The 21,551-nt window shown below is 68.2% G+C and carries 18 protein-coding genes; 9 read left to right on the forward strand and 9 right to left on the reverse strand.

Annotated elements, in window-relative coordinates:
* Positions 1 to 66: 66 nt before the first annotated feature.
* Both QHF84_RS25435 and QHF84_RS25440 read right to left on the reverse strand, forming a co-directional pair.
* Positions 67 to 1,233 carry an acyltransferase gene (locus QHF84_RS25435; protein ID WP_281316001.1) on the reverse strand — a complete coding sequence of 389 codons (1,167 nt, stop codon included), beginning with the start codon at positions 1,231 to 1,233 and terminating at the stop codon, positions 67 to 69.
* Positions 1,234 to 1,248: 15 nt separating this feature from the next.
* Positions 1,249 to 1,713, reverse strand: coding sequence for a Tudor-knot domain-containing protein (locus tag QHF84_RS25440; protein ID WP_281316002.1), 465 nt, complete (start codon positions 1,711 to 1,713; stop codon positions 1,249 to 1,251).
* 158 nt (positions 1,714 to 1,871) lie between these two features.
* On the opposite strand from QHF84_RS25440, the gene QHF84_RS25445 reads away from it, so the two are divergent.
* From QHF84_RS25445 to QHF84_RS25455, 3 genes are read left to right on the forward strand one after another with little or no spacing between them, the layout of a single operon-like run.
* Positions 1,872 to 2,774 (forward strand): SUMF1/EgtB/PvdO family nonheme iron enzyme, encoded by a 903-nt coding sequence (locus QHF84_RS25445; protein ID WP_281316003.1) that lies wholly within the window; start codon positions 1,872 to 1,874, stop codon positions 2,772 to 2,774.
* On the forward strand, positions 2,771 to 4,402 hold the full coding sequence (locus QHF84_RS25450) for a serine/threonine-protein kinase (protein ID WP_281316004.1): 1,632 nt from the start codon (positions 2,771 to 2,773) through the stop codon (positions 4,400 to 4,402). Before QHF84_RS25445 ends, QHF84_RS25450 begins: the two co-directional genes overlap by 4 nt.
* 17 nt (positions 4,403 to 4,419) lie before the next feature.
* A complete protein-coding gene (locus QHF84_RS25455) occupies positions 4,420 to 5,076 on the forward strand; it encodes a hypothetical protein (RefSeq protein WP_281316005.1) in 657 nt (218 codons plus the stop codon).
* Positions 5,077 to 5,080: 4 nt separating this feature from the next.
* Here the strand turns inward: QHF84_RS25455 and QHF84_RS25460 are convergent, their stop codons facing one another.
* The 3 genes from QHF84_RS25460 to QHF84_RS25470 form a co-directional block, all read right to left on the reverse strand.
* Complete coding sequence (locus QHF84_RS25460) at positions 5,081 to 6,208, reverse strand: hypothetical protein (RefSeq protein WP_281316006.1); 1,128 nt, start codon at positions 6,206 to 6,208, stop codon at positions 5,081 to 5,083.
* A 38-nt stretch (positions 6,209 to 6,246) separates the two neighbouring features.
* Entirely contained in the window at positions 6,247 to 7,302 is a 1,056-nt protein-coding gene (locus tag QHF84_RS25465) for an OmpA family protein (protein ID WP_281316007.1), read from the reverse strand.
* A 65-nt stretch (positions 7,303 to 7,367) separates the two neighbouring features.
* A complete protein-coding gene (locus QHF84_RS25470; protein ID WP_281316008.1) occupies positions 7,368 to 8,093 on the reverse strand; it encodes a hypothetical protein in 726 nt (241 codons plus the stop codon).
* A 161-nt stretch (positions 8,094 to 8,254) separates the two neighbouring features.
* Here QHF84_RS25470 and QHF84_RS25475 point away from each other — a divergent pair, with 161 nt between their 5' ends.
* Entirely contained in the window at positions 8,255 to 9,385 is a 1,131-nt protein-coding gene (locus QHF84_RS25475; RefSeq protein WP_281316096.1) for an aromatic ring-hydroxylating dioxygenase subunit alpha, read from the forward strand.
* Positions 9,386 to 9,453: 68 nt separating this feature from the next.
* Positions 9,454 to 10,050 (forward strand): Uma2 family endonuclease, encoded by a 597-nt coding sequence (locus QHF84_RS25480; protein WP_281316009.1) that lies wholly within the window; start codon positions 9,454 to 9,456, stop codon positions 10,048 to 10,050.
* Between the two features lie 3 nt (positions 10,051 to 10,053).
* Here the strand turns inward: QHF84_RS25480 and QHF84_RS25485 are convergent, their stop codons facing one another.
* From QHF84_RS25485 to QHF84_RS25500, 4 genes are read right to left on the reverse strand one after another with little or no spacing between them, the layout of a single operon-like run.
* Positions 10,054 to 11,619, reverse strand: a complete 1,566-nt coding sequence (locus QHF84_RS25485) for a sodium/solute symporter (RefSeq protein WP_281316010.1) — start codon at positions 11,617 to 11,619, stop codon at positions 10,054 to 10,056.
* Complete coding sequence (locus QHF84_RS25490; RefSeq protein ID WP_281316011.1) at positions 11,616 to 11,906, reverse strand: DUF485 domain-containing protein; 291 nt, start codon at positions 11,904 to 11,906, stop codon at positions 11,616 to 11,618. Before QHF84_RS25490 ends, QHF84_RS25485 begins: the two co-directional genes overlap by 4 nt.
* Positions 11,903 to 13,873 carry an acetate--CoA ligase gene (gene acs / locus QHF84_RS25495; protein WP_281316012.1) on the reverse strand — a complete coding sequence of 657 codons (1,971 nt, stop codon included), beginning with the start codon at positions 13,871 to 13,873 and terminating at the stop codon, positions 11,903 to 11,905. Before acs ends, QHF84_RS25490 begins: the two co-directional genes overlap by 4 nt.
* A gap of 39 nt (positions 13,874 to 13,912) precedes the next feature.
* A complete protein-coding gene (locus QHF84_RS25500) occupies positions 13,913 to 15,250 on the reverse strand; it encodes a hypothetical protein (RefSeq protein WP_281316013.1) in 1,338 nt (445 codons plus the stop codon).
* A gap of 267 nt (positions 15,251 to 15,517) precedes the next feature.
* Between QHF84_RS25500 and QHF84_RS25505 the strand changes: the two genes are divergently transcribed.
* The 4 genes from QHF84_RS25505 (at position 15,518) to QHF84_RS25520 (ending at position 21,475) form a co-directional block, all read left to right on the forward strand.
* Positions 15,518 to 15,718 carry a hypothetical protein gene (locus QHF84_RS25505; protein ID WP_281316014.1) on the forward strand — a complete coding sequence of 67 codons (201 nt, stop codon included), beginning with the start codon at positions 15,518 to 15,520 and terminating at the stop codon, positions 15,716 to 15,718.
* Positions 15,719 to 15,721: 3 nt separating this feature from the next.
* Complete coding sequence (locus QHF84_RS25510) at positions 15,722 to 18,706, forward strand: ATP-binding protein (RefSeq protein ID WP_281316015.1); 2,985 nt, start codon at positions 15,722 to 15,724, stop codon at positions 18,704 to 18,706.
* Positions 18,706 to 20,049 (forward strand): sigma-54 dependent transcriptional regulator, encoded by a 1,344-nt coding sequence (locus QHF84_RS25515; RefSeq protein ID WP_281316016.1) that lies wholly within the window; start codon positions 18,706 to 18,708, stop codon positions 20,047 to 20,049. The genes QHF84_RS25510 and QHF84_RS25515 overlap by 1 nt, the downstream gene beginning before the upstream one ends.
* Before the next feature lie 73 nt (positions 20,050 to 20,122).
* Entirely contained in the window at positions 20,123 to 21,475 is a 1,353-nt protein-coding gene (locus QHF84_RS25520) for a hypothetical protein (protein WP_281316017.1), read from the forward strand.
* Positions 21,476 to 21,551: the final 76 nt, after the last annotated feature.

The following is a 21,551-nucleotide window of genomic DNA, read 5'->3' on the forward strand; positions in this document are numbered from 1 at the left end:
CTATAATCGGTAGCCGGCGGTCACGCCAGAGGAAAGTGGACTGGCGTGCCGGCTGACACCGTCTCGTCACGCCGGTGAGGGACGAGATTCCCTTCTTTTCTGGCTCGCCCACCGCATCGAGGGGCGCTCGACGAGCACCCAGGAGGCGTAGCCCACGATCAGCGAGGCGACCAGCGCGAACGACGCCGTCCGCGCGAGGTTCTTCCAGGTTGGCGGCGCCGAGGGCTCGAGGTCCGAGAGCCCGAGCGCGAGCTGGTGATAGAGGAACACGCCGTAGCTCACGATTCCCACGAAGGCGAGCGGGCGCGGAGCCACGATCACGAGCGCGCGGCCGCGACAGAGGACCGCCGAAAGGACGAGCGCCGCCGTCACGAGCGAGAGGAGCGCATACGGCGCGCCGCCGCCCGGTTCGAGGTAATGAAGGCCCTCCAGCCGGAACGTGATCACGAGCGCGGGCACGCACGAGGCGAGCGCATACGGCGCGAGCGCGGCCGCGCGCTCGGATCGTGCGAGAGAGACGAACGCCCGCGCCGCGAGCGCGCCGAGGACGAACTGATCGAGCCGGCTCGGGATCCACCGCCGCTGCGTCGCTTCGAGCAGGCCCGTGTGGATCCCGGGTTCGAGCACGATCGCGTGGAGCCCCATGCGCACGAGCCAGCTACCGACCACGAGCGCCGCGCCGATCCAGAGCGCGCGCCGTCCCTCCCTGAGGACGAGCGGCGCGAGCCACGGGAAGACCAGGTAAAAGCACGCCTCCGTGGTGAGCGACCACGCGGCCCCGATGATCACGACCCCGCCCGGCGACACATATCCTTGGAGCACCAACAAATGTGCGGCGAGCGAGGCGGCGAACGAGGGCGCGCCGAGGACGCTCCGGTGAAAGGCGAGCGTCACCACGAGCGCGACCCAGTACGCGGGCAGGATGCGCGCCGCGCGACGAAGCAAGAAGTCGCGCGGGGTTTGTCTACCGGAACGGATCCACGAGAGCCCGAGCGAGAAGCCCGAGAGCACGAAGAAGAGATCGACGCCCCACCACGCGTGGTGGAGCACCGTCAGGATCCACGGCACGAGCATCTCCGGCACGCGCGCCTCCACCGCGCCGCGCACGAGCGGGAGGAATCGATCGCCGAGGTGCTGCACGAAGACGGCGAGGATCGCCACGCCGCGGAGGGCGTCGAGCTGCGGCAAGGACGGGCCCGCGCTCGGCGCAGGCCTTTCGAGGGCGAGGGGCATGCGGGCAAACCCGCGCTAGCGAGGCTGGATGCGGGCGAGGCCCACGGTGTCGTCCCACTCGTCGCCGTATCCCTCGAAGTGGATGCGGTAACGCTCCTGCCCCACGATGCCGACGATCACGGCCGGGTACATCGTGCCGTGCCACTCGACGCGCACGCGGTCGCCGATCTTGTAGATGTTCGTCTGCGCCGCCGCGAGCGCCTTCGCGCGCACCTTCTGCGGCGGCTCGGGGTGCACGACCGTCCCCTCGATGAGCCCCTTCACGCGCTCCCGCGGCACGACCTCGTCCCAGATCGCGTCGTAGCCCTCGTAGTGGACCTTGAACTTCGTCGGCCCCTGGGTCTCGAGGATGACCGCCGGGTAGTTGTTGCTCTCCCACTCGACGAGGACCTTGTCCCCCACGTCGAAACGTTTCTTGCAGCCCGACGAGAGGGCGGCGAGGAGCACGAGGGAGAGCACCGAGGACCGAACGAAGGCCATGACGGAGTCCGAACGTCCGAGAGACGTCTCCGGCGGCGTAGATACTCCCGAGGACCTGACCATGCAAGCGCGCCGCTCCGCGCGCGAGGATGGCATGTCGCGCTTCCGAGGGAGACACGTCACACCCCGCGAGGTTCTGCGCTAGCATCGCGTCCGTCGTGAGGGTTCGTCGAAGGAAGCTCGAAGGGGCGGTGGCGTGGGTCGCGGGGGCCCTCGGGCTGGGTCTTTGCGCGCTCGTCGCGGCGTGCGCCCCGAACCTCACCACGACCGGCGGCACGGGCGGCGAGGGCGGCGAGGGCGGAGACGGCGCGGGCGCGAGCGCGAGCGCGAGCGGGGGCGCGGCCGGGTTTGGCGGCGGCGGGGGCGCGGGCGGCGAGATCGTCTGTCCCCAGGCGCCGAACACGCCGACGATGGTGCCCGTGGCGTCCGCGTCCGGGAAGTATTGCATCGACAGCACCGAGGTCACGAACAGCCAGTATGCGGCCTGGCTCGCATTGGCCAACGCGGGTGAAGCGAAGCAGACGCCCGAATGCGACTTCAACACGAGCTTCGTGCCTACGAATGGCATGACGCCGCCCGCGGACGATCGGCCCGTCGTGTTCGTCGACTGGTGCGACGCCCACGCCTTCTGCAAATGGCACGGAAAGCGGCTCTGCGGGAAGATCGGCGGCGGGCCGGTTCCGTACGCCAACATCAACGATGCCGCCGCGAGCCAGTGGTACAACGCTTGTAGCGGCTCCGGCAAGCTCGTCTTCCCCTACGGCAACACGTACAACCCGATCGCGTGCAATGGCCACGATCGAATGGCCGGCACCTCCGTCAACGTCGGGACGCAGCTCTCCTGCGAGGGAAGTTTGCCTGGACTCTTCGACCTGAGCGGCAACGTCTGGGAGTGGGAGGACGCCTGCGACGGGTCGACGGGGTCGAACGACACGTGTCGCCGGCGCGGCGGCGGCTACGAAAGCATCACCTCGGATCTCGATTGCCCGACGACCGGTGGCGGGGCGCGCATCGCCTCGAACGAGACCACCGGATTCCGTTGTTGTGTGGATGTTCCATGAAAGAACTCGCCTCCGGCTCGATCGTCGATCGAAAGTACGCCCTGGAAAAACCCCTCGGCGAAGGCGGTATGGGCGTCGTCTGGCTCGCGCGCGACGTGCACACCGAGGTGCCCGTCGTCGTGAAGGCCATTCGCGCCGAGTATGCGCATCGCAAGGATTTCCGCGACCGCATCCTCGCCGAGGGCCGAGCGCTCGCCCGGATCGACCACCCGAACGTGGTCCGCCTCAATGCCGTCGTCTCGGACGAGGACGGGCTCTGCCTCGTCATGCAGTTCATCGAGGGTGAGACCCTCGAAGATCGCATCGCGCGGTATGCGAAATCGGCCACGCCGCTCTCCGTCGCCGAGGCGCTCGCGCTCTTCCGCCCCATCGTGCAGGGCGTCGCCGCGGCGCACGCCGAGGGCATCATCCACCGCGATCTGAAGCCCGCGAACGTGCTCATCCGCGGCAGGGACGGCATCGTCAAGGTCACGGATTTCGGCATCGCCAAGGAGGAGAGCGACGCGCAGAAGGGCAAGGGGAACACCGAGGGCGTCATCGGCTCGGTGCTCTACATGTCGCCCGAGCAATGCACGGGCAAGAAGGACATCGACAAACGGGTCGACATCTATTCGCTCGGCATTCTGCTCTACGAGCTGCTCGTCGGGCAGGTGCCGTTCGACGGCGACAGCCATTACATGATCATGACGTCGCACGTGAGGGAGCCGCTGCCGAAGATCCGCGCGCGGCGGCCCGACGTGCCCGCGTGGCTCGAGGCCATCGCCGAGCGCTGCGCCGAGAAGCGTCGCGAGGATCGGTTTGGCTCGTGCGAGGAGATCCTCGCGGCGCTCGATGCGCAGGGCCAAGGGTTGTCCGGCCACACCGCGCCCGCCGCGCCGCTCCACCTGACCACGCCGGCGGCGCCGCTGTATACGAGCGGAACGGCGCCGGGCGTCCCGCAGACCGCGCAGGCTGCGGTGATCACGGCGCCCGGGAACGAGCCGACCTCGAACCGCGGCCTCGCCGTTGCGCTCACCGTGGGGATCGCGGTCCTCGCCGGGCTCGGCATCTCCTATTCGCTCGGCTTGTTCGGCGCGCCGAAGGACGAGCGGCACGTGGAGGCCAAAGGCCCGCCCGCGGTGGAGCCTGCGACGAGCGCGGGCACGCATGCGGGCCCGGGGCCGAGCGTCGACGCGAAAAGCCCGCTGCTCGCGCTCGCCGGGCGCTGGCGGAGCGAGAGCGGCCGCGAGTACGACGCGGTCCTCGTCGGCGACCGCCTGGAAATGCGGATCCGCGACGCAAAACCGTTTGCGCTCCAAGGATACGAGGAGGGCGAGGCCCGCTTCGTGCTTCGTGCTTTGCCCGGAAAAACCGATGTTTTTGGCGTGGAGGATCGGCTACGCCCCAATCCGCCGGCAGGGAACGAATACGACGTCGCGCTCGCCCGCTCGACGTGCATCGTCCCGTACACCGAGATCGGGGGCAAACCCCTCGAAGCGCGGCTCGACGGCGGGAAGCTGCGCGTCTCCATGGTGCAAACGCAGCCGCCGGTGGCGAGCTACACGCTCGCCGGCAAACGCGTCACGGGCTGCAAGAACCTCGCCACCGCGCCGCTCACGCCCATTGAAAGCGTGCTCGGCCGGCCCTGATCCGGGAGGCTCGAACCGTGTCCCTCGCGCTCTCGCTCCACGCGCACACGCCTTACGCGCTCCAGCCCTCCTCGATCCAGTTCCGATTGCGGATCGAGAACCACGGCCCCGCGCCGGTCCGGGGCGAAAAACCTGACGGGATGAGCCTGCTCACGACGGACGAGCGAGGACAGTGGCTCCCCTTCCTCCCTCGTGCTCCGTGGCCCTATCCGCCCGAGGAAATCGAGGTTCCCCCGGGCGGCGTCCACGAAATGACCATCTCCTCCGCCGCGTGCGGGAGCATGCGCGACGTCGGCTTGTACCGCGCGTCATGCCGCTGGGGCGGCGCGGAGAGCAACGTCGTCGAATACCGTGTCCTCGGGGACCGGCAATCCTACGTGGCGACGTTGCGGGCCGTCTCCGGAAAGACGGTCGAGGTCACGCTCGACAATCGAGGCCCCGCGCCCATCGAATGGGGCGAGCCCTGCGACCCCGCGCAGGACCTGAGCTTCTGGCTCGACGGGAAGACGCGCATGAAGACCGTGCTCACCGCGGGCGCGGATCTCGCACGGATCGTGCCGGGCGTGCCGGCCGTCATTCGAATCGAGCTGCCGGAAGCCGAAAGCGGCCGGAGCATCTCCGGCCGCTTCCAGCGCGAGCCTTTCGCCAGCGGCGACGTCAAAATCGTCTTCTGAAGGGTTATTTCCCCTTCCCCGCCTCGATCCGCTGGATGATCGAGATCTCGTTCGCGAACATCACCTTGCGCTGACCCATCTCGAACACGGGCGCAGGCCCCGACGGCCCCTGCCGGCCGCTATCGCCGCTCGGGCCCCTTCGCCCGAGTTGCCCATTCTTGCCGTCCTTCGGCTTGCAGGTGGCGTCCCCTGCCCGGAGCGCGCCGCCCTTGCCGCCCTTGCCGCCGAAGCCGCCCTTGCCGCCCGGCCCGCGATCGCCGCCCGGCCCGCCGACGCTCTGGAGCAAGACCCGACCCTTGAGTTTGTCCGGGTTCGCGTCATCGACGATGACCTTGATCAAGCCGCCGGGCCCGCCGTCTCCGCCCCGTCCACCGGGGCCGCCCTCCGTGCCGTCCGTGCCGTCCGCGCCTTCGCCGCATTCGGCGCTCGCGTCTTTCCCGTCCTTGCCCGGAATGCCGGGTACACCCTCCCTGCCCGCGCCGCCTTCCCCGCCGATGCTCGTGATCCGCACGGGTTTGTCCGCGGAGGGGCTGATCATGTAGATACGGCTGCCCGGCCAATCGATCCGGACGAGCGCGGCGTCGGGGTAAAACGGCGTCGAGAGCGTGGTGATCGCGACCGTGAGCTCCGGCCCGGGCGCGCCCGGCTCGCCCTCGCGACCCTTCGCGCCGCGGAGCTTTTGCTCCATCTGGCAATCGTAGACGGGCTTGAGCTGGGCCTCGCCCTCCATCGATTTGCCGCTCGTCACCGACTCCAGCCAGCCGCGCAGGCCCATGCCCGTGTCGGCCGTCTTGAGCACGTCCTTGTCCGGCACCCAGATGAAATTGCCGCCGCCGACGAACCCCGAGCTGCCCTGGATCCGCACCATCTCCGAGGAGATGACCGTATCCTTTTGCCCCATGCACCCCTTGTTCGGGTCGACGTTGCTGCAGGACGAGCCGTCCTTCAGCTTGGCGACGACCTCGACCTGGAACGCATCACCCGGGCAAAACAGCATTTGCCCCGACGCCGGCCGGACCGAGACGTTCACCACGTTCTTCGGGTCGATCTGCGCTTGGGAAGGGCCGCAGCCCACGAGCAGGGGCAGCGCGGCGACGAACGGGAGGCTGACGAAAAGACGCAGGAAAGACATGACGGAGCTCCTCGAGGGACCAGGAAGATCGATGGCGTTCACGCGCCGCCGGCCGGCGGAACGTAAGGCGTCTGCGGTGAAGACGGCTGGCTCGACGGGGTTTGCCACACGCCGGGCTTGCGCTTCGTGGGGTCGATCCCGGCCGCCTTCGCGCGCCAGCAGCCGCGGGGTACGTCTTGCCAAACGCCGTTCACCTGCACGGCCTTGAGCAGCACGCGCCGATTGACGGGGTCGTCGACCTCGTCGCCGCGATCGACGGCGGGGCAATACTCGCCATACCCGACCGGGACGAGCCGGTTCCGATCCACGCCGCCGGCGACGAGCGCGTTCGCGATGGCCTGGGCGCGGCGCTCGGTGAGGTTCAGGTTGTAGTTTTTGTCGCCCTTGCTCGAAGCGTGCCCCTCGATCTCCATGCGCTGGATTTGCGGGACTTCCTTCAGCACCTTGGCGATCTCGGCGACGGTCGACTTCGCGGCCGGGGTGAGCTCGGCCGAATCGAGCTCGAAATCGACCTTCTTCGTCTCGGGGATGACGATCTCGTGCGAGCTCTCGTCATACGCGACCTCGCCGGCGGCCTGGTCGGGGCAGCCGTCGTCGTCGCGGTACCCATTCATCGTCTCGGGCTGCTTCGGGCACTTGTCGTTGACGTCGGCGACGCCGTCCTGATCACCGTCGGGCGAGGGGCAGCCGTCGCCCACGTTCGGCGGCAGGTTGTCCTCGGGCTGGATCGGGCACTTGTCCTTCGCATTGGCGACGCCGTCCTGGTCCTCGTCGTCCGACGGGCAGCCGTCCTCGGCCTTCGGCGGCAGGCCGTCCTCCTTCGCGTAGGGGCATTTGTCGTCGGCGAGCATGACGCCGTCGTTGTCGGGATCGGTCGCGGGACAGCCGTCGTTCGCCTTCGGCGGCAGGCCATCCTCGGCCTCCGCGGGGCAGGCGTCGTCGATGTCGGCGGCGCCGTCTTGATCGGTGTCAGCGCCTCGATCCGCCTGGCCGTACATCGGCCGCGGCGCATAACCGGAGCCGCAGGCGAGGGGCAGGAGCGAGAGGACGAGGGCGAGGAAAGGACGATGGTCGAAGGTTCTTCGAAGAGACATGGCGCAGAGGCCGGGGAGCGTAGCCGCCCTCGACGCGCTTGGGAAGAAAAGAGCCGAGGTGACGTTCAGTTACACACGTTGCCGCAGCTCATGGTGGCGCACTGGTTGAGCTGCTGCGCCTGGATTGCGCCGCCCGCGTGTTGCTGGAGGCACCCCTGCTGGCAGGACATGTTGCCCTGCGGGCAGGCCTGGAGGCAGTCGATGAGCGCCGTGCATTCGGGGTTCCCGATGCAGGCCTCGAACTGTTGCTCGCATTGCTGGGCGAGGCAAAGCTCGCAAGACCCGATGTCGTCGGCGTTGGGGCACGAGGGCGCGCAGAGCGTGCTCGCGCAGCTTCCTTGAATGACGAACTCAGCAAACCCGAGCGAATTCTTCTGGAAGCAGGCCTCCGCGCAGGCCTGGTCCATCGGCCCGCACGCCTCGAGGCAGGGGATGATTTCGACGCAGGCCGGCTCTGTGGCACAGTCGCAATAGGCCAGGTTGCACTGCTGGTACATGCAGACGCGGCAACTCTCCGGATTCGGATCCGAAGGCTGCATACACGCAGGGGCGCCGCCCCCGCCCGTGCCGCCCATTCCGCCGCCCGCGCCGCCCATTCCGCCCATGCCCCCGGCCCCGCCCGCGCCGCCCATTCCGCCGGCGCCGCCGGTCCCGCCGGATCCGGCCGTCCCCGTGCTTCCCGTGAACGTGCCGCTCGTCGTATCCGAGACGTCGCCGCCGCATCCGCCGAGGACGAACGGAAGCCCGACCATTCCCATGCCCAAGAGAAGTAACGAAAACGTCCGGTTCATGGTCGATCGCATAACATACCTCCCGAGAGCGTGGGATCTCCGGAAAGCCCCGCGGGTAAAAACATCGTGACAAATCGCACACACGGGCGAAGCCGGGGCGAGGAGTGAAGGCGCAAGCCGTACTTGCCATCGGGGCCGAAAGTGGGGAGGCTTCGAGCGTGATGGGACCCGACGATCGCGACGTCCTTGCCGAGCCTTCCGAGAGCGCACCCCTCGTCCCGGCCGAGGCCCTGCTCGCGCCGCCGCGGGCGAAGGTGCGAGCCTCGGTGGCGCGCCTTCACGGCCACTGGTTCGTCGTGGCGGCGTCGAACGAGCTGAAAGATCGGCCGATCGCGCGGACCTTGCTCGGCGTGCCGCTCGTGCTCTTCCGCGACGGCGAGGGCAAGCCGGGCGCGCTCCTCGACCGCTGCCCACACCGGAACGTGCCGCTCTCGATCGGCGACGTGGTGGAAGGGCAGCTCCAGTGCCCGTACCACGGCTGGCGCTTCGATCGCGGGGGCGCCTGCAAGTTCGTCCCGTCGCTCGTCGGCGACGCCGCGGCGAAGGCGCGCAACGCGCCGAGTTACGCGGCGCGGGAGCAGGACGGGTTCGTGTGGGTGTACGGGACGCCGAACGAAGCGCCGAAGACCGAGCCCTACCGTTTTCCCGAGCTCGGCGCGGGCTACACGACGGTGCGGCGGCGCGTGGAGTCGGAGAGCACGATGCACGCGGCGCTGGAGAACGCGCTCGACGTGCCGCACACGCAGTACCTGCACCGGGGCCTGTTTCGATCGAAGCCGCGGGGCATCCAGATCGAGGCGCGCGTGACGCGCACGCACGACCGCGTGGTGGCCGAGTACGTGGGCGAGCCGCGCCCGACGGGCCTCGTGGCGCGGATCCTCTCGCCGTCGGGCGGAGAGGTGACGCATTTCGATCGGTTCATCCTGCCCTCGATCGCGGAGGTCGAGTACAAGATTGGCACGGAAAACCATTTCCTGGTGTCGGCCGCGATGACGCCGGTGACGGACTTCTTGACGCACATCTACGCGGTGGTGAGCTTCAAGGTGCGCCTCTTCCCGGGCTGGCTGCTCAAGCCGTTTTTGATGCCGCTCGGGCTCAAGGTGTTCGCGCAGGACGCGGCGCTCCTGAAGTTGCAGACGGAGAACATCAAGCGGTTCGGGGGCGAGCAATACGCGTCGACGGAGATCGACGTGCTCGGCCGGCACATCTGGCGGCTCATGCGGAAGGCCGAGCGGGGGGATGTGTCGACGAGCGAAAATGTTCATGAAGAAACGGTGAAACTGCTCGTGTAGGGGTTCGAGAAGGTAAAACGGGTTCCAGAAGGAAAAACTTTGAACGAGGCGAGGAGCGTGGTAGGGCGATGAGCAAGGAGGCACCGCACATGGGAGAGGCCGCTCGTAAGCTCGTCACGTTCGCCGAGTACATCGCGTTCGAAGAGAAGGCCGAGACGAAACACGAGTACCGGAACGGCGAGATCGTCGCGATGGCGGGGGGGACTCTGGAGCACGCCAGCATCGCCGGAAACCTCGCGTTTTTGCTTGGTAATCAGCTACAGGATCGCCGCTGCGTAGTGTTCAGCTCGGATGCTCGGGTGCGGGTGCTCGCCACGGGCCTCGCGACGTACCCGGACCTCAGCGTCGTCTGTGGCAAGCTGGAGCGGGATCCACAGCACAAGAACACGATGGCGAACCCCGTCGTGCTGGTAGAGGTCCTGTCCCCGAGCACCGAGCATTACGATCGCGGGGAAAAGTTCGACAACTACAAGCAAATACCGTCGCTGCGGGAGTACGTGCTCGTGGCGTCCGAAGAGCGGAAAATCGAGGTGGTTCGCCGGGAGGTGGACGGTTCGTGGAGCCGTCACGAGACCGTGGAGAGAGGGCTCGCGGAGCTCACCTCGATCGGCTGCAAGCTCGATCTGGACGAGGTGTACCGCAACCCCTTGGAAGGAAGCGCGTAACGCTCACTCCGCCGCGACCGGCTCCGTATCCGCCGCGCCGAGGTGCATGCGGCGCTCGACCTCGGCATATTTCGCCTCGGCCTCGGGCTCCGGGAAGAGCAGGCTGACCACGATTCCCACGAAGAACGAGAGCGGCACCGTGATGATGCCCGGGTTTTTCAGGGACAGGATCGCCGTGGGGTTCTTGAGCAGGTCCACCTGAATGGTCGGCGACATCCAGATGAGCACGAGCGCGCTGACGACACCGGCCACGATCGCGCTCACGGCGCCCCGGGTCGTGAACTTCTTCCACGTGATCGACAGGAGCAGGACCGGGAAATTCGAGCTCGCCGCGACCGCGAACGCGAGGCCGACCATGAAGGCCACGTTCTGACCCTTGAAGAGCAGGCCGAGGCCCATGGCGACCAGCGCGAGGAAGATCGTCGCGACACGCGCCACCTTGAGCTGCTCCTTTTCGTCCGCCTGGCCGTGCCGAATGACGCCGACCCAGAGGTCGTGCGCCAGCGCCGCCGCGCCCGAGAGCGTCAGGCCCGCGACGACCGCGAGGATGGTGGCGAAGGCGACGGCCGAGACAAACCCGAGGAAAGGACGGCCGCCCACGGCCTCGGCGAGCAAAAGCGCGGCCATGTTGCCGCCCTTGTCGACCGTGGTAATGGCCGTTCGGCCCACGTGCACGCTCGCGCCGAAGCCGAGGATGAACGTGACGAGGTAAAAGAAACCGATGAAGCCGGTCGCATAAAAGACGGACGCACGCGCGGCTTTCGCATCGGGCACCGTGTAGAAGCGCATCAGGATGTGCGGCAAGCCGGCCGTGCCGAACATGAGCGCGAGCCCGAGCGAGACGGCCTCGAGCGGGCTCGAGACGAGCTTGCCCGGCGCGAGGACCTCCGGGCCGTAGGTCTCGGCCGCCTTCGAGAAGAGCGCGAGCGGATTCATCCCGAAAGGAACGAGCGAGAGGACCGCGAGGAGCGTCGCCCCGCCGAGCAGGAGCACCGCTTTGACGATCTGCACCCACGTCGTCGCGATCATGCCGCCGAAGAGCACGTAAAGCAGCATGACCGTGCCCACGATGAGCAGCGCGGTCTCGTATTGCAGGCCGAACATCATCTTGATGAGGTTGCCCGCGCCGACCATCTGCGCGATGAGATAAAAGCTGATCACCGTGAGCCCGCCGATCGCCGAGGCGATCCGCACGGGCTTTTTCTTGAGGCGATAGGCCACGACGTCGGCGAACGTGTACTTGCCGAGGTTGCGCAACGGCTCGGCGATGAGGAACGTCACCACGGGCCAGCCGACGAGCCAGCCGACCGAATAGATGAGCCCATCGAACCCGCTCGTCGCCACGAGGCCCGCGATGCCGAGGAAGCTCGCGGCGCTCATGTAATCACCGGCGAGGGCGAATCCATTCTGCAGGCCGCTCACGTTGCCGCCGGCCGCGAAGAACTCGCTCGTGGTCTTCGTCTTGCGCGCGGCCCAGCCCGTGATGGCGAGCGTCGCCGAGATGAAGACCAGGAAAAACGCGATCGCCGTGCCGCTCGTCTCGCCGAGCGAGGTTTGCACGCCGTTCATGTGCCGCCCCCATGTTTCGATTTGCCGGCGATGCGATCGACGTGGACGTCGTAATGGCGGTTCGCCCAGTAGACGTAGGCGCCCGTGAACACCCACGACAGGAAGATCACGAGGGAGCCGAGCAGCATGCCGAGGCTCAAGCCGCTCGTGAGCAGGCTCCCGAGCAAGGGTTTGCCCCAGGCCACGAGCAGGATGAAGCCGAAATAGGCGAACATCGTGGCCGCTGTCAGGCCGAGCGCGATGCGGTCGCGCGCCGCGGCGACCCGGCGAAGATCCTTCTCGTTCATGCCCTCACCTCGGCGCTCAGCGTACGCGATTTCGTCGCGCCCTCGGCGGGTTTTTCGAGAAGCTCGTCCATGATGGTCGGATCGGCGAGCGTGGTCGTGTCGCCGAGGTTCTCGGTTTCGCCGCAGGCGATCTTGCGCAAGATGCGGCGCATGATCTTGCCCGAGCGTGTCTTCGGCAGGCCCGAGACGATGCGGAATCCGTCCGGCGTGGCGATCGGGCCGATCGCGCGGCGCACCTGCTCCTTCAGCGCGCCCTGGAGCTCGACCTCGCTGCGGCACGAGACGCCGGGCCTGAGGACGACATACGCAAAGATGCCCGTGCCCTTGATGGCGTGCGGGACGCCCACGACGGCCGCCTCGGCAATCGCGTCGTGCTCGGCGAGCGCGCTCTCGACCTCGGCGGTACCGAGCCTGTGGCCCGAGACATTGAGCACGTCGTCGACGCGCCCCGTGACCCAGATGTCGCCGTCCTCGTCGCGCAGGCATCCGTCGCCCGTGAAATACAGGCCCGGGAAACGCGCGTAATAGGTCTCGCGGAAGCGGCGATGATCCCCATAAAGCGTGCGGGCCTGGCCGGGCCAGGAGCGTTTGACGCAGAGGTTGCCGTTGACGCCGTTTTTATCGAGGATGTGGCCCTGATCGTCGAGGACGGCGAGCTCCACGCCGAAAAAGGGTCTCGTCGCGGATCCCGGCTTCGTGGGCGTCACGAAGGGCAGCGGCGTGACGAGGACGCCGCCCGTCTCGGTTTGCCAGAACGTATCGACGACGGCGGCGCGGCCTTTGCCGACCTGATCGTGGTACCAGCGCCAGGCCTCGGGGTTGATGGGCTCGCCGGCCGAGGCGAGGACACGCAGCGTGTCGCGGCTCGACGTTTCGAGGTACGTATCCCCGGCGGCCATGAGCGAGCGAAGCGCGGTCGGCGCGGTGTAGAGCTGCGTGGCCTTCAGATCGTCGACGATCTGCCAGATGCGGCTCGCGTCGGGGTAATTCGGGAGCGTTTCGAGCAGCACCGTGGTCGTGCCATTCACGAGCGGGCCGTACACCACGTAACTGTGGCCCGTGATCCAGCCGAGATCGGCGGTGCAGAAATGGACGTCGTCCGGGCGCACGTCGAACACGACCGCGTGCGTGAGGGCCGCATACACGAGGTATCCGCCGGTCGTGTGCAGGACGCCCTTGGGTTTGCCCGTGGAGCCGGACGTGTAGAGGATGAAGAGCGGGTCTTCGGAGGCCATCCATTCGACGGGACAGGTCGAGCGGTGCTTGTCCATGACCTCGTCGAGGAAATGGTCGCGACCCGCTTGCATGGGCACGGGCGCGTCCGTGCGGCGCGAGACGAGGACCGTGTGGACGAGCGAGAGGCCCTCGACCGCGTCGTCGACGATGTGCTTGAGCGGAATGCGCTTCGGACCGCGGAGCGCCTCGTTCGCCGTGAGGACGACCTCGCAGCCCGCGTCGAGGATCCGCTCGCGCAGGCTCTCGGCCGAGAAGCCGGCGAAGACCACGGAATGGACCGCGCCGATGCGCGCGCAGGCGAGCATCGCGTAGACGAGCTCGGGGATCATCGGCATGTAGAGACAAACCCGGTCGCCCTTGCGCACGCCGAACGATTTGAGGACATTCGCGATGCGACAAACCTCGTGCTTGAGCTTCTGGAAGGAGATACGCTCGTACTCGCCGGGCTCGTTTTTCGCCCAGACGAGCGCCGTCTTGTGCGGGCGGTGGGCCGCGTGCCGGTCGACGGCGTTGAAGCAGGCATTGAGGCGTCCGCCGGAGAACCAGGCGACGTCGGCGCCCTCGGGGTCGACGTCGACGGTCCCGTGCGGCGGGTAAAACCAGGAGAGGGCGCGGGCGCGCTCCGACCAGAAGACCTCGGGCTCGTCGAGGCTCTGGCGATAGAGGGCCTCGTAGTCCTCCATCGAGCGGATCTTCGGGTGGTAGGCGAGCGGTTCATCTGCGAATTTCATGTTCTTCCTCCCATTTCGTGATAGCGGCGCGCGCCCTCGTCAGTAGAACACCTGCGCCTGCATCGTGATTTCGTTCTTGCGGTCCGTCTCGATCGGTTTGCCCTCGGGTTGCGCCGTGAACACCGGACGACTGCGATAATTCAGCGTGAGCTTTCCGTGGTGCCCGACGACAAACCAGTTGAGCCCGACGTCGGGCACGAGCACGGCGTCGTCGAGGCCCTCGAACTGGCTGCGCCGCACGGCGACGTAAGGCTGGAGCTGTCCCGCGCGGCCCATGTCGGGGAGCAAAAACCCCGCGTGCCCGTAGATCTGCATGCCCGTGCCGGCGGTGGGCACGGCGTTGCCCGGGCCATTGAACGAGCCGGTCGCGCCCTCGGCGATCGCCGTCGCCGGATTCAGGATGCCGATGTTCCGCACGTAATTCGGGCCGAAATCGGAGAGGACGAGGCCCGCGTACGCCGTGACGGCCGTGCCCTTCCAGCCCGTGGGCAGATCGAGAAACGTGTCGACGCCGAAGAGCCGCGTGTCGGCCTTGATCTTGTCGCCGCCGTCGAGATACGCCATCGAGTCGGGGTGCCAGTAAAACCCCGCGCCGAGGTTCAGGACCTTCTTCTTGCCGAGGTACGTGCCGACGTAATAAGGCAGCGCATTCGATTCGGGTTCGAGGAAATCGTACTTGAAGTACCCCTGCACGGCCGGCATGTTCGAGCTCGGGTCGTAATCGGCCTTCGCCTCCTTGGGCTCGCCGGCGGTGGCGAACGGGTGGTTCACGGCAGCGCGGTATTCGAGGCGCTTCCAGAGGATGCCCTTCACGTAGACGCCGAGCTGGCGCGCGAACTGGTCGGATTTGTCGATCGTCGGCCAGTTGTGGATCGGCGAGTCGATCGTCATCGTGTTGATCGTGCTCGCGCTCGCGAGGCGCGAGACGCCGTTCCAGTAATGAAGGCCGACGCCGAGCGCGAGCGCCTCGCCGGCGATCTTGTACTCGCCCCAGAGGTCGTGCAGGAAGAGCTGCGGCTTCTTCGGCGTGTCGCCCGCGCCGAACCCGCCGCCCACGGTGCTCTGGTTGTTGATGCCGAAATGCGCGAGGATGGTCAGGTCCTTGGAGAGCTGGCCGTGCAGGAGCAGGCGCGAGCGGCGAATGCCGATGTCCATGCTCGCATCCTGGGGCGCGCCGCGGACGAGCGAATCGGGGTTGTGTTCGTTATGGCGGATCCAGATCTGGTGCCACGTGAGGATGCGGAAATAACGTGTTCCGTCCTTCGAGAGGTCGATCTTCACGCCCTTGTCGATCGACGGATCGTATTCGGCCCGCGCGACGCCCGCCGTCGCCACGAGCGAAAGCCCTGCCAAAGCCGCCGTGAGACACCTCTTCATGGACGACCCCCAAAGCCGCGCCGGCGCTCCAGCGGGCGGAAAAGCGGGGAACGGGGGGCCCGAGGCAACCGTGGTCGGGCACGTCCCCGTTCGCCGGAAAAACCGGATTGCAATGCCCGTACCAGGCGCGGATCACGGGCGCGCGCCGCGACGAAACCGCATCGCGTGGCGTTTCGTAACGATGCGGCGTTTCCTTTCGTAACGAACGCAGTGCGTCAGCACACTCGGCGCGCGCCAAGGGCCCGCCGGATCTGGTAACGTCGCGGCGTGGGCATCCCTCCGCGCGCCTCCGCCGCCGAGATCTCCCTCGTCCTCTTCGGATGTGGGGCGTTCGTGGTCCTGTCGCCGCTGCGGCTCGCGTGGGCGCATCCGGGGCGCACGTGGCTCGCGCCGTTCCTCGTGTGGGTCGTCCTCGTCGCGCTCGCGGCCCTCGCGGCGCGGGGCGAGCGTAACGACCGCGGTCCCTGACCCATGACGCTCGCGGCCTCCACCCTCTCGCTCGTCGCGCTCGGCTACCTCGCGCTGCTCTTTTTGCTCGCGCACCTCGCCGAGCGGGGGACCATTCCAGAGCGCTTCACGGGCGGACCGCTCGTGTATTCGCTGTCCCTCGGCGTGTATGCCACGTCGTGGACCTATTTCGGCGGCGTGGGGTTTGCCGATCGGCATGGCCTCACGTTCCTCGCGGTCTACCTCGGGCCGACGCTCGCGTGTATCGCCGTGCCGCTCGTCTGGCAGCCGATTTTGCGGCTCTCGCGGGATCATCAGCTCACGTCGCTCGCGGACCTCTTCGCCTTTCGATATCGCGGGCGCCGCGTGGGTGTGTTCGTCACGCTGCTCGCGCTCGTCGCGAGCGTGCCGTACATCGCGCAGCAGATCCGCGCCGTCGTGGACAGCGCGCGCGCACTCGCTCCCACGGCGTCGCCGGCGGCGCTCGGGCTCGGGTTTTCGGCGCTGCTCACCACGTTCACCGTGCTCTTCGGCGCGCGTCATTTGACGGCCCGCGAGCGGCACGGGGGGCTCGCGCTCGCGGTCGCATTCGAATCGGTCGTGAAGCTCGCCGCGCTCGTCGCGGTCGGCGCCGCGGCGCTCTTCGGCGTGCATGGCGGCATCGGGGGACTCGAAGCGTTTCTCGCGACGCACCCCGCGTTCGCCGAGCGGCTCGCGGCGCCCGTGCGCGAGGGGACGGGGTATTCGTCGCTGCTCCTCGCCTCCTTCGGCGCGGCGTTCCTCCTGCCGCGGCAATACCACGTCGCGTTCGCCGAGGGCGCGGAGGAGCGCTCGCTCCGGTTCGGCGCCGTCGCGTTCCCCGCGTTCCTCCTGCTCCTCAACCTGCCCGTTTTGCCCATTCTCTGGGCCGGCCAGCGCCTCGGGCTCGACGCCTCGCCCGACGTGTACGTGCTCGCGGTGCCCGCGGCGCTCGGGTCGACGAAGCTGCTTTTGCTCGCGTTCCTCGGCGGGGTCTCCGCGGCGAGCGCGATGGTGATCGTCACGACGATCGCCCTCGCCGGCATGTGCGTCAACTATTTCGTATTGCCGGTTCGTTTCGACAAACTCGGCGACGATCCGTACGGGCGGCTGCTCTGGCTGCGCCGCGCGCTGGTCGCGGCGATCATCTTCGCGGGGTATGGGTTTTACCGGGTGCAGGAGCGCGGCGGGCTGCTCGTCGAGACGGGCATCGTGTCGTTCGTCGCGTTCGCCCAGTTCCTCCCGGGCCTCATCGGCGTGCTGTTCTGGAAACACGCGACGCGAGCGGGATTTCTGGCAGGGCTCGGCGCGGGCTCCTCGGTCTGGGTGGCGGCGGCACTGCTGCCGCTTCTGTCACGCACCGGGGTTTTACCGGACGATCTTTTTGCGCGAGCGCTCTTCGGCGCGGACCTCGGCGATAGCTGGACCTTGCCCACGGTCCTGTCCTTGTCGGTGAATCTGGCGCTCTTCTGCGGCGTGTCGCTGCGCGGTCGGCAATCGCCCGAAGAAGCCGAGGCGGCGCGGATCTGCGCGCGAGAGGCCATCGTCGTGGGGCCGCCCGCGACGCCGTGGGGCTCAGCGTCCGAGCTCGAACGGGCCCTCGCGCGAAAGGTGGGCGCCGCGGTGGCCGAGGCCGAGGTCACGCGCGCCCTCGGCGAGCTCGCCCTCTCGCGGGAAGGGCTCGGCCGCGCGGATCTGCGCCGGCTCGGCGATCAGGTCGAGCGAAACTTGTCGGGCCTGTTCGGGCCGATCCTCGCGCGGCTGCTCGTCCATCCGGCCGAGCGCGGCGAAGGCGACGACGCCGCGCTCGCCGATCAGCTCCGCTTCCTCGACGAACGCCTCAATCGGCCCGCCCTCGGGCTCACGGGAATCGCGGCGGAGCTCGATCTTTTGCGTCGGTATTTGCGCGCGGTCCTCGAAGATTTGCCGATCGGCGTCTGCGCGCTCGGGCCACGCCGCGATGTCATTTTGTGGAATCGCGCGCTCGCTCGTACGACCGGAATCGCGCCGGAAGCCGCGTCGGGTTTGCCCCTCGAACGATTGCCCGATCCCTTTGGGCCTGCCCTTTCCTCGTTCGCGGATGACGCCACGCGCGCGGAGGCCGACGTCGACCTCGACGACGGCCGGCGGCGCCTCGCCGTACGGCTGCACAAGGCTTTGCTCGATTCCGAGGGCGCGGGCGCGACGGGCGCGCCGTTTGGCCTCGTGCTCCTCCTGGAAGATCGCACGGAGCGCGCGGCGCTCGAAGCACAGCTCGTGCATCGGGATCGCCTCGCCTCGGTCGGTCGGCTCGCGGCCGGCGTGGCGCACGAGATCGGCAATCCGCTGACCGGTATCACGTGCCTCGCGCAAAACCTGGCCGAGGAGCCCGACGCCGCCGAGGCGCGGGCGCGGGCACGGCTCATCCTGGAGCAAGCGGGGCGTATCGATGCGATCGTTCGATCGCTGCTCGGATACAGCCACGCGGGCGCGAGCGCGGTCGAGCCGGGGCCGGAGGGCGTGTTCACCCGCGTCCCGCTCGCGCCGGTCGTCGATCAGGCCATCGCGCTCGTGCGGCTCGATCGAACGGGCAAGCGGATCCAGATGGAAAACGTATGTCCGGACAATCTCGCCGTCCGCGCCGATCGGCAACGCCTGACCCAGATCCTCATCAATCTGCTGACGAATGCCTCTGACGCGTCGCAGGAAGGAGGCAGCGTGTTCATCGACGCGGAGCGGCAGGACGAGACGGTGGTGCTGCGCGTCATCGACGCGGGGACGGGCATTCCGGAGGACGTGAAGGCGCGGATGTTCGACCCGTTTTTCACCACGAAGCCACGCGGCGAGGGCACCGGGCTCGGCCTCGCCGTGGTGGAGAGCATCGCGCGGGAGCACGGCGGCGCGGTGTGGGTCGAGAGCGAGGAGGGCGTGGGGACGACGGTGCACGTGCGGCTTCCGCTCGCGCCGCGTCTGGGCGAAGATGAGCCGTCCGCGTTTGGCAAGACGATCTGATGCCCCGGATCCTCCTCGTCGAAGACGAATCCATCATCCGGAGCGAGCTCCGTCGCCTGCTCGCGCGCGAAGGCCACGACGTCGCCGAGGCGCAGAGCGTGCGGGAAGCCGAGGAGGAGCACGATCTCGCGTCCTTCGATCTCGTGATCACCGACGTGCGGCTGCCCGGCGCGCCCGGCACGGACCTCATCGGTTCGAGCGCCGCGCACGGGGTGCCCGTCCTCGTGATGACGAGTTACGCGACCGTACGATCCGCGGTCGACGTGATGAAGCGCGGCGCGGTCGATTATCTGTCGAAGCCGTTCGAACACGACGAGCTGCTCGCGCTCGTCGAGCGGATCCTGTCGCGCCCGCGCACCGCTGCGGAGGCCCCCGCGGCGCCCGCCGCGCGCGTGGACGGAGGCGCGTTCGAGGGCTTGATCGGCAGGTCGGCGGCGATGCGCGAGGTCGAGGCGCGCCTGCGCAAGGTCGCGCCCACGGACGCGACGGTGCTCGTGCTCGGCGAGAGCGGGACGGGCAAGGAGCTCGTCGCGGCCGCGATTCATCGCATGAGCCGGCGCAGCGGGCGCGCGTTCGTGCCCGTCAACTGCGCGGCCATCCCCGAGGGTCTGATCGAGAGCGAGCTCTTCGGTCACGAGCGCGGCGCGTTCACGGGCGCGACGAGCGCGCACGCGGGGCTCGTCGAGGCGGCCGACGGCGGCACGTTGTTCCTCGACGAGATCGGCGAGCTGCCGCAGTCGGCGCAGGCGCGGCTGCTCAGGTTCTTGCAGACGGGCGAGGTGCGGCACGTGGGCTCGACGCGGGCGCGCAAGGTCTCGGTGAGGCTCGTCGCGGCCACGCACAGAGACCTCGCGGCGATGGTGCAGGCGGGCACGTTCCGGAGCGATCTTTATTTTCGACTGCGCGTCATCGAGGTCCGGCTGCCGCCGCTGCGGGAGCGGGGCGACGACGCGCTCGCGCTCGCGAGCCATTTCATCACCGAGGGATCCCGAAAAGCGGGGCGGCCGGTGCCCGCGCTCTCGCCGGACGCCGAGAAGGCCATCATGACCCATTCCTGGCCCGGCAACGTGCGCGAGCTCGAAAATGCGATCGAGCGCGCGCTGATCCTCTCCGACGGCGGGACGATTACCGCGGAGCTGCTCGGCCTGGAGGCCGAGGAAGAGAGCCGCGGCGCGGCACAGGCACAGCTCCCCTCGGACGTGTCGCTGGAAGAATATTTCCGTCGGTTCGTCTTGGAAAACCAGGACACCATGACGGAGACCGAATTGGCGAAGCGGCTCGGGATCAGCCGAAAGACGCTGTGGGAGCGCCGGCAAAGGATGGGGCTTTCGCGCTCGAAGTGAGGGCGGCGTTGACAATCGCGCTGCCGTACGCGAGCATACCGCGGCAGGCTTCGTTTTCCTTCGAGGTTCCATCATGCGAAATGCATTTTCCGTCAGCGCCTTCGTCGTCGGCCTCGCCCTCGTCGCGTGTTCGCCGGAGGCACGCGATTACGGTACGGGCGGCGGCGGCGCGGGCGGCACGGGCGGCGCGGGAGGCTCCGGCGGCGACGCGTGCGACCCCGGGACGGCCAATTGCGACGGCGCGCCGGGCTGCGAGACGGACGTCACGGACGATGCGGCGAACTGCGGCGGTTGCAGCGTGCGCTGCCAGCTCGAGTGCTCGAATTCGGCGTGCAACGATCCGGTCCAGATCGTGGCCGGCTACCGGCACTCATGCGTGCGGACGGCGCTCGGGGACGTGTATTGCTGGGGGAACAACTCGTCGTACGAGCTTGGGATCGGGGACATGCTCGACCAGTTCGTGCCGCAGAAGGTCGCCGTCTCCGGAAAAGCGGTCCACATCGACGCGGGCGGCGGCGCCTTCACGAATGCGGCCGGCGCGGACCAGATCGTCGCGCACACCTGCGCGGTCCTCGAGGACACGACGGTCCAGTGCTGGGGCGCGAACACGAACGGCCAGCTCGGGACGTCGAACGGGAACTGGCAGGACAAACCCACGACCGCGGTGAGCCTGGTCGGCGCGACGGAGGTGAGCGCGGGCGGGCGGCACACGTGCGCGGTGACGAACCAGGGCGAGCTTTATTGCTGGGGCGCGAATGACAAGGGACAATGTGGGCTCGGGTCGACGAGCGAAAAGGTCGAGGTGCCTTCGCTCGTGGCGCTCACCGACGTCGCCCACGTCTCCGCGGGCTACGAGCACACGTGCGCGGTGAAGAAGGACGGGACCCTTCATTGCTGGGGCGTGAACGGCATTTATGGTCGGCTCGGGATCGGCGACGGGCCGGATCAGCTCTCGCCCAAGGTCGTGAGCTTGATCGGCGCGGATCAGATCTCGGCCGGCTACGAGCACACCTGCGCCTTGAAGGGCGGGAAGCAATATTGCTGGGGGAACGGTTATCAGGGGCAGCTCGGGATCGACGGCGAGTTCACCTGGCGCACGACGCCCACGGACGCCTCCGCGGTGCCCTCGCCGATCTCCGTCTCCTCGGGTTTCCAGCACACGGCGAGCGTCTCGGGCACGGACGGCAAGCCCTACGTGTCGAGCACGGTCGTGCGAATCGGCGATGGCACGACCAATACCACGTACGTGCCGCTGCCCGTGGAGCTGCCCGACGTCGTGGAGATCGCGGCCGGATGGCGCCACACGTGCGCGCGCACGAAGAAGGGCGAGATCCACTGCTGGGGCGACAACAAGGAGGCGAAGTTCACGGCCCCGGACATGGGCGACGAGATCCTCTCCCCTCACCTGATCGGCTTCCTTCCTTGAGATCCTGATTTTCCGCCCTGGGCGCCTTGTGATACCTCTCTAGGCCGCGCGGGCGGCCACTTCGGGCGTCCAGAGG

Origin of the sequence: Polyangium sp. y55x31, assembly GCF_029946505.1 — a bacterium.
Lineage (GTDB): Bacteria > Myxococcota_A > Polyangia > Polyangiales > Polyangiaceae > Polyangium.

What these genes read in the sequence shown, in the direction of transcription:
- QHF84_RS25435 (WP_281316001.1), bottom strand. Translation starts at nt 1,233, where the DNA reads ATGCCCCTCGCCCTCGAAAGGCCTGCGCCGAGCGCGGGCCCGTCCTTG.
- QHF84_RS25440 (WP_281316002.1), bottom strand. Translation starts at nt 1,713, where the DNA reads ATGGCCTTCGTTCGGTCCTCGGTGCTCTCCCTCGTGCTCCTCGCCGCC.
- QHF84_RS25450 (WP_281316004.1), top strand. Translation starts at nt 2,771, where the DNA reads ATGAAAGAACTCGCCTCCGGCTCGATCGTCGATCGAAAGTACGCCCTG.
- QHF84_RS25460 (WP_281316006.1), bottom strand. Translation starts at nt 6,208, where the DNA reads ATGTCTTTCCTGCGTCTTTTCGTCAGCCTCCCGTTCGTCGCCGCGCTG.
- QHF84_RS25465 (WP_281316007.1), bottom strand. Translation starts at nt 7,302, where the DNA reads ATGTCTCTTCGAAGAACCTTCGACCATCGTCCTTTCCTCGCCCTCGTC.
- QHF84_RS25470 (WP_281316008.1), bottom strand. Translation starts at nt 8,093, where the DNA reads ATGAACCGGACGTTTTCGTTACTTCTCTTGGGCATGGGAATGGTCGGG.
- QHF84_RS25475 (WP_281316096.1), top strand. Translation starts at nt 8,255, where the DNA reads ATGGGACCCGACGATCGCGACGTCCTTGCCGAGCCTTCCGAGAGCGCA.
- QHF84_RS25480 (WP_281316009.1), top strand. Translation starts at nt 9,454, where the DNA reads ATGAGCAAGGAGGCACCGCACATGGGAGAGGCCGCTCGTAAGCTCGTC.
- QHF84_RS25485 (WP_281316010.1), bottom strand. Translation starts at nt 11,619, where the DNA reads ATGAACGGCGTGCAAACCTCGCTCGGCGAGACGAGCGGCACGGCGATC.
- QHF84_RS25490 (WP_281316011.1), bottom strand. Translation starts at nt 11,906, where the DNA reads ATGAACGAGAAGGATCTTCGCCGGGTCGCCGCGGCGCGCGACCGCATC.
- acs (WP_281316012.1), bottom strand. Translation starts at nt 13,873, where the DNA reads ATGAAATTCGCAGATGAACCGCTCGCCTACCACCCGAAGATCCGCTCG.
- QHF84_RS25500 (WP_281316013.1), bottom strand. Translation starts at nt 15,250, where the DNA reads ATGAAGAGGTGTCTCACGGCGGCTTTGGCAGGGCTTTCGCTCGTGGCG.
- QHF84_RS25510 (WP_281316015.1), top strand. Translation starts at nt 15,722, where the DNA reads ATGACGCTCGCGGCCTCCACCCTCTCGCTCGTCGCGCTCGGCTACCTC.
- QHF84_RS25515 (WP_281316016.1), top strand. Translation starts at nt 18,706, where the DNA reads ATGCCCCGGATCCTCCTCGTCGAAGACGAATCCATCATCCGGAGCGAG.
- QHF84_RS25520 (WP_281316017.1), top strand. Translation starts at nt 20,123, where the DNA reads ATGCGAAATGCATTTTCCGTCAGCGCCTTCGTCGTCGGCCTCGCCCTC.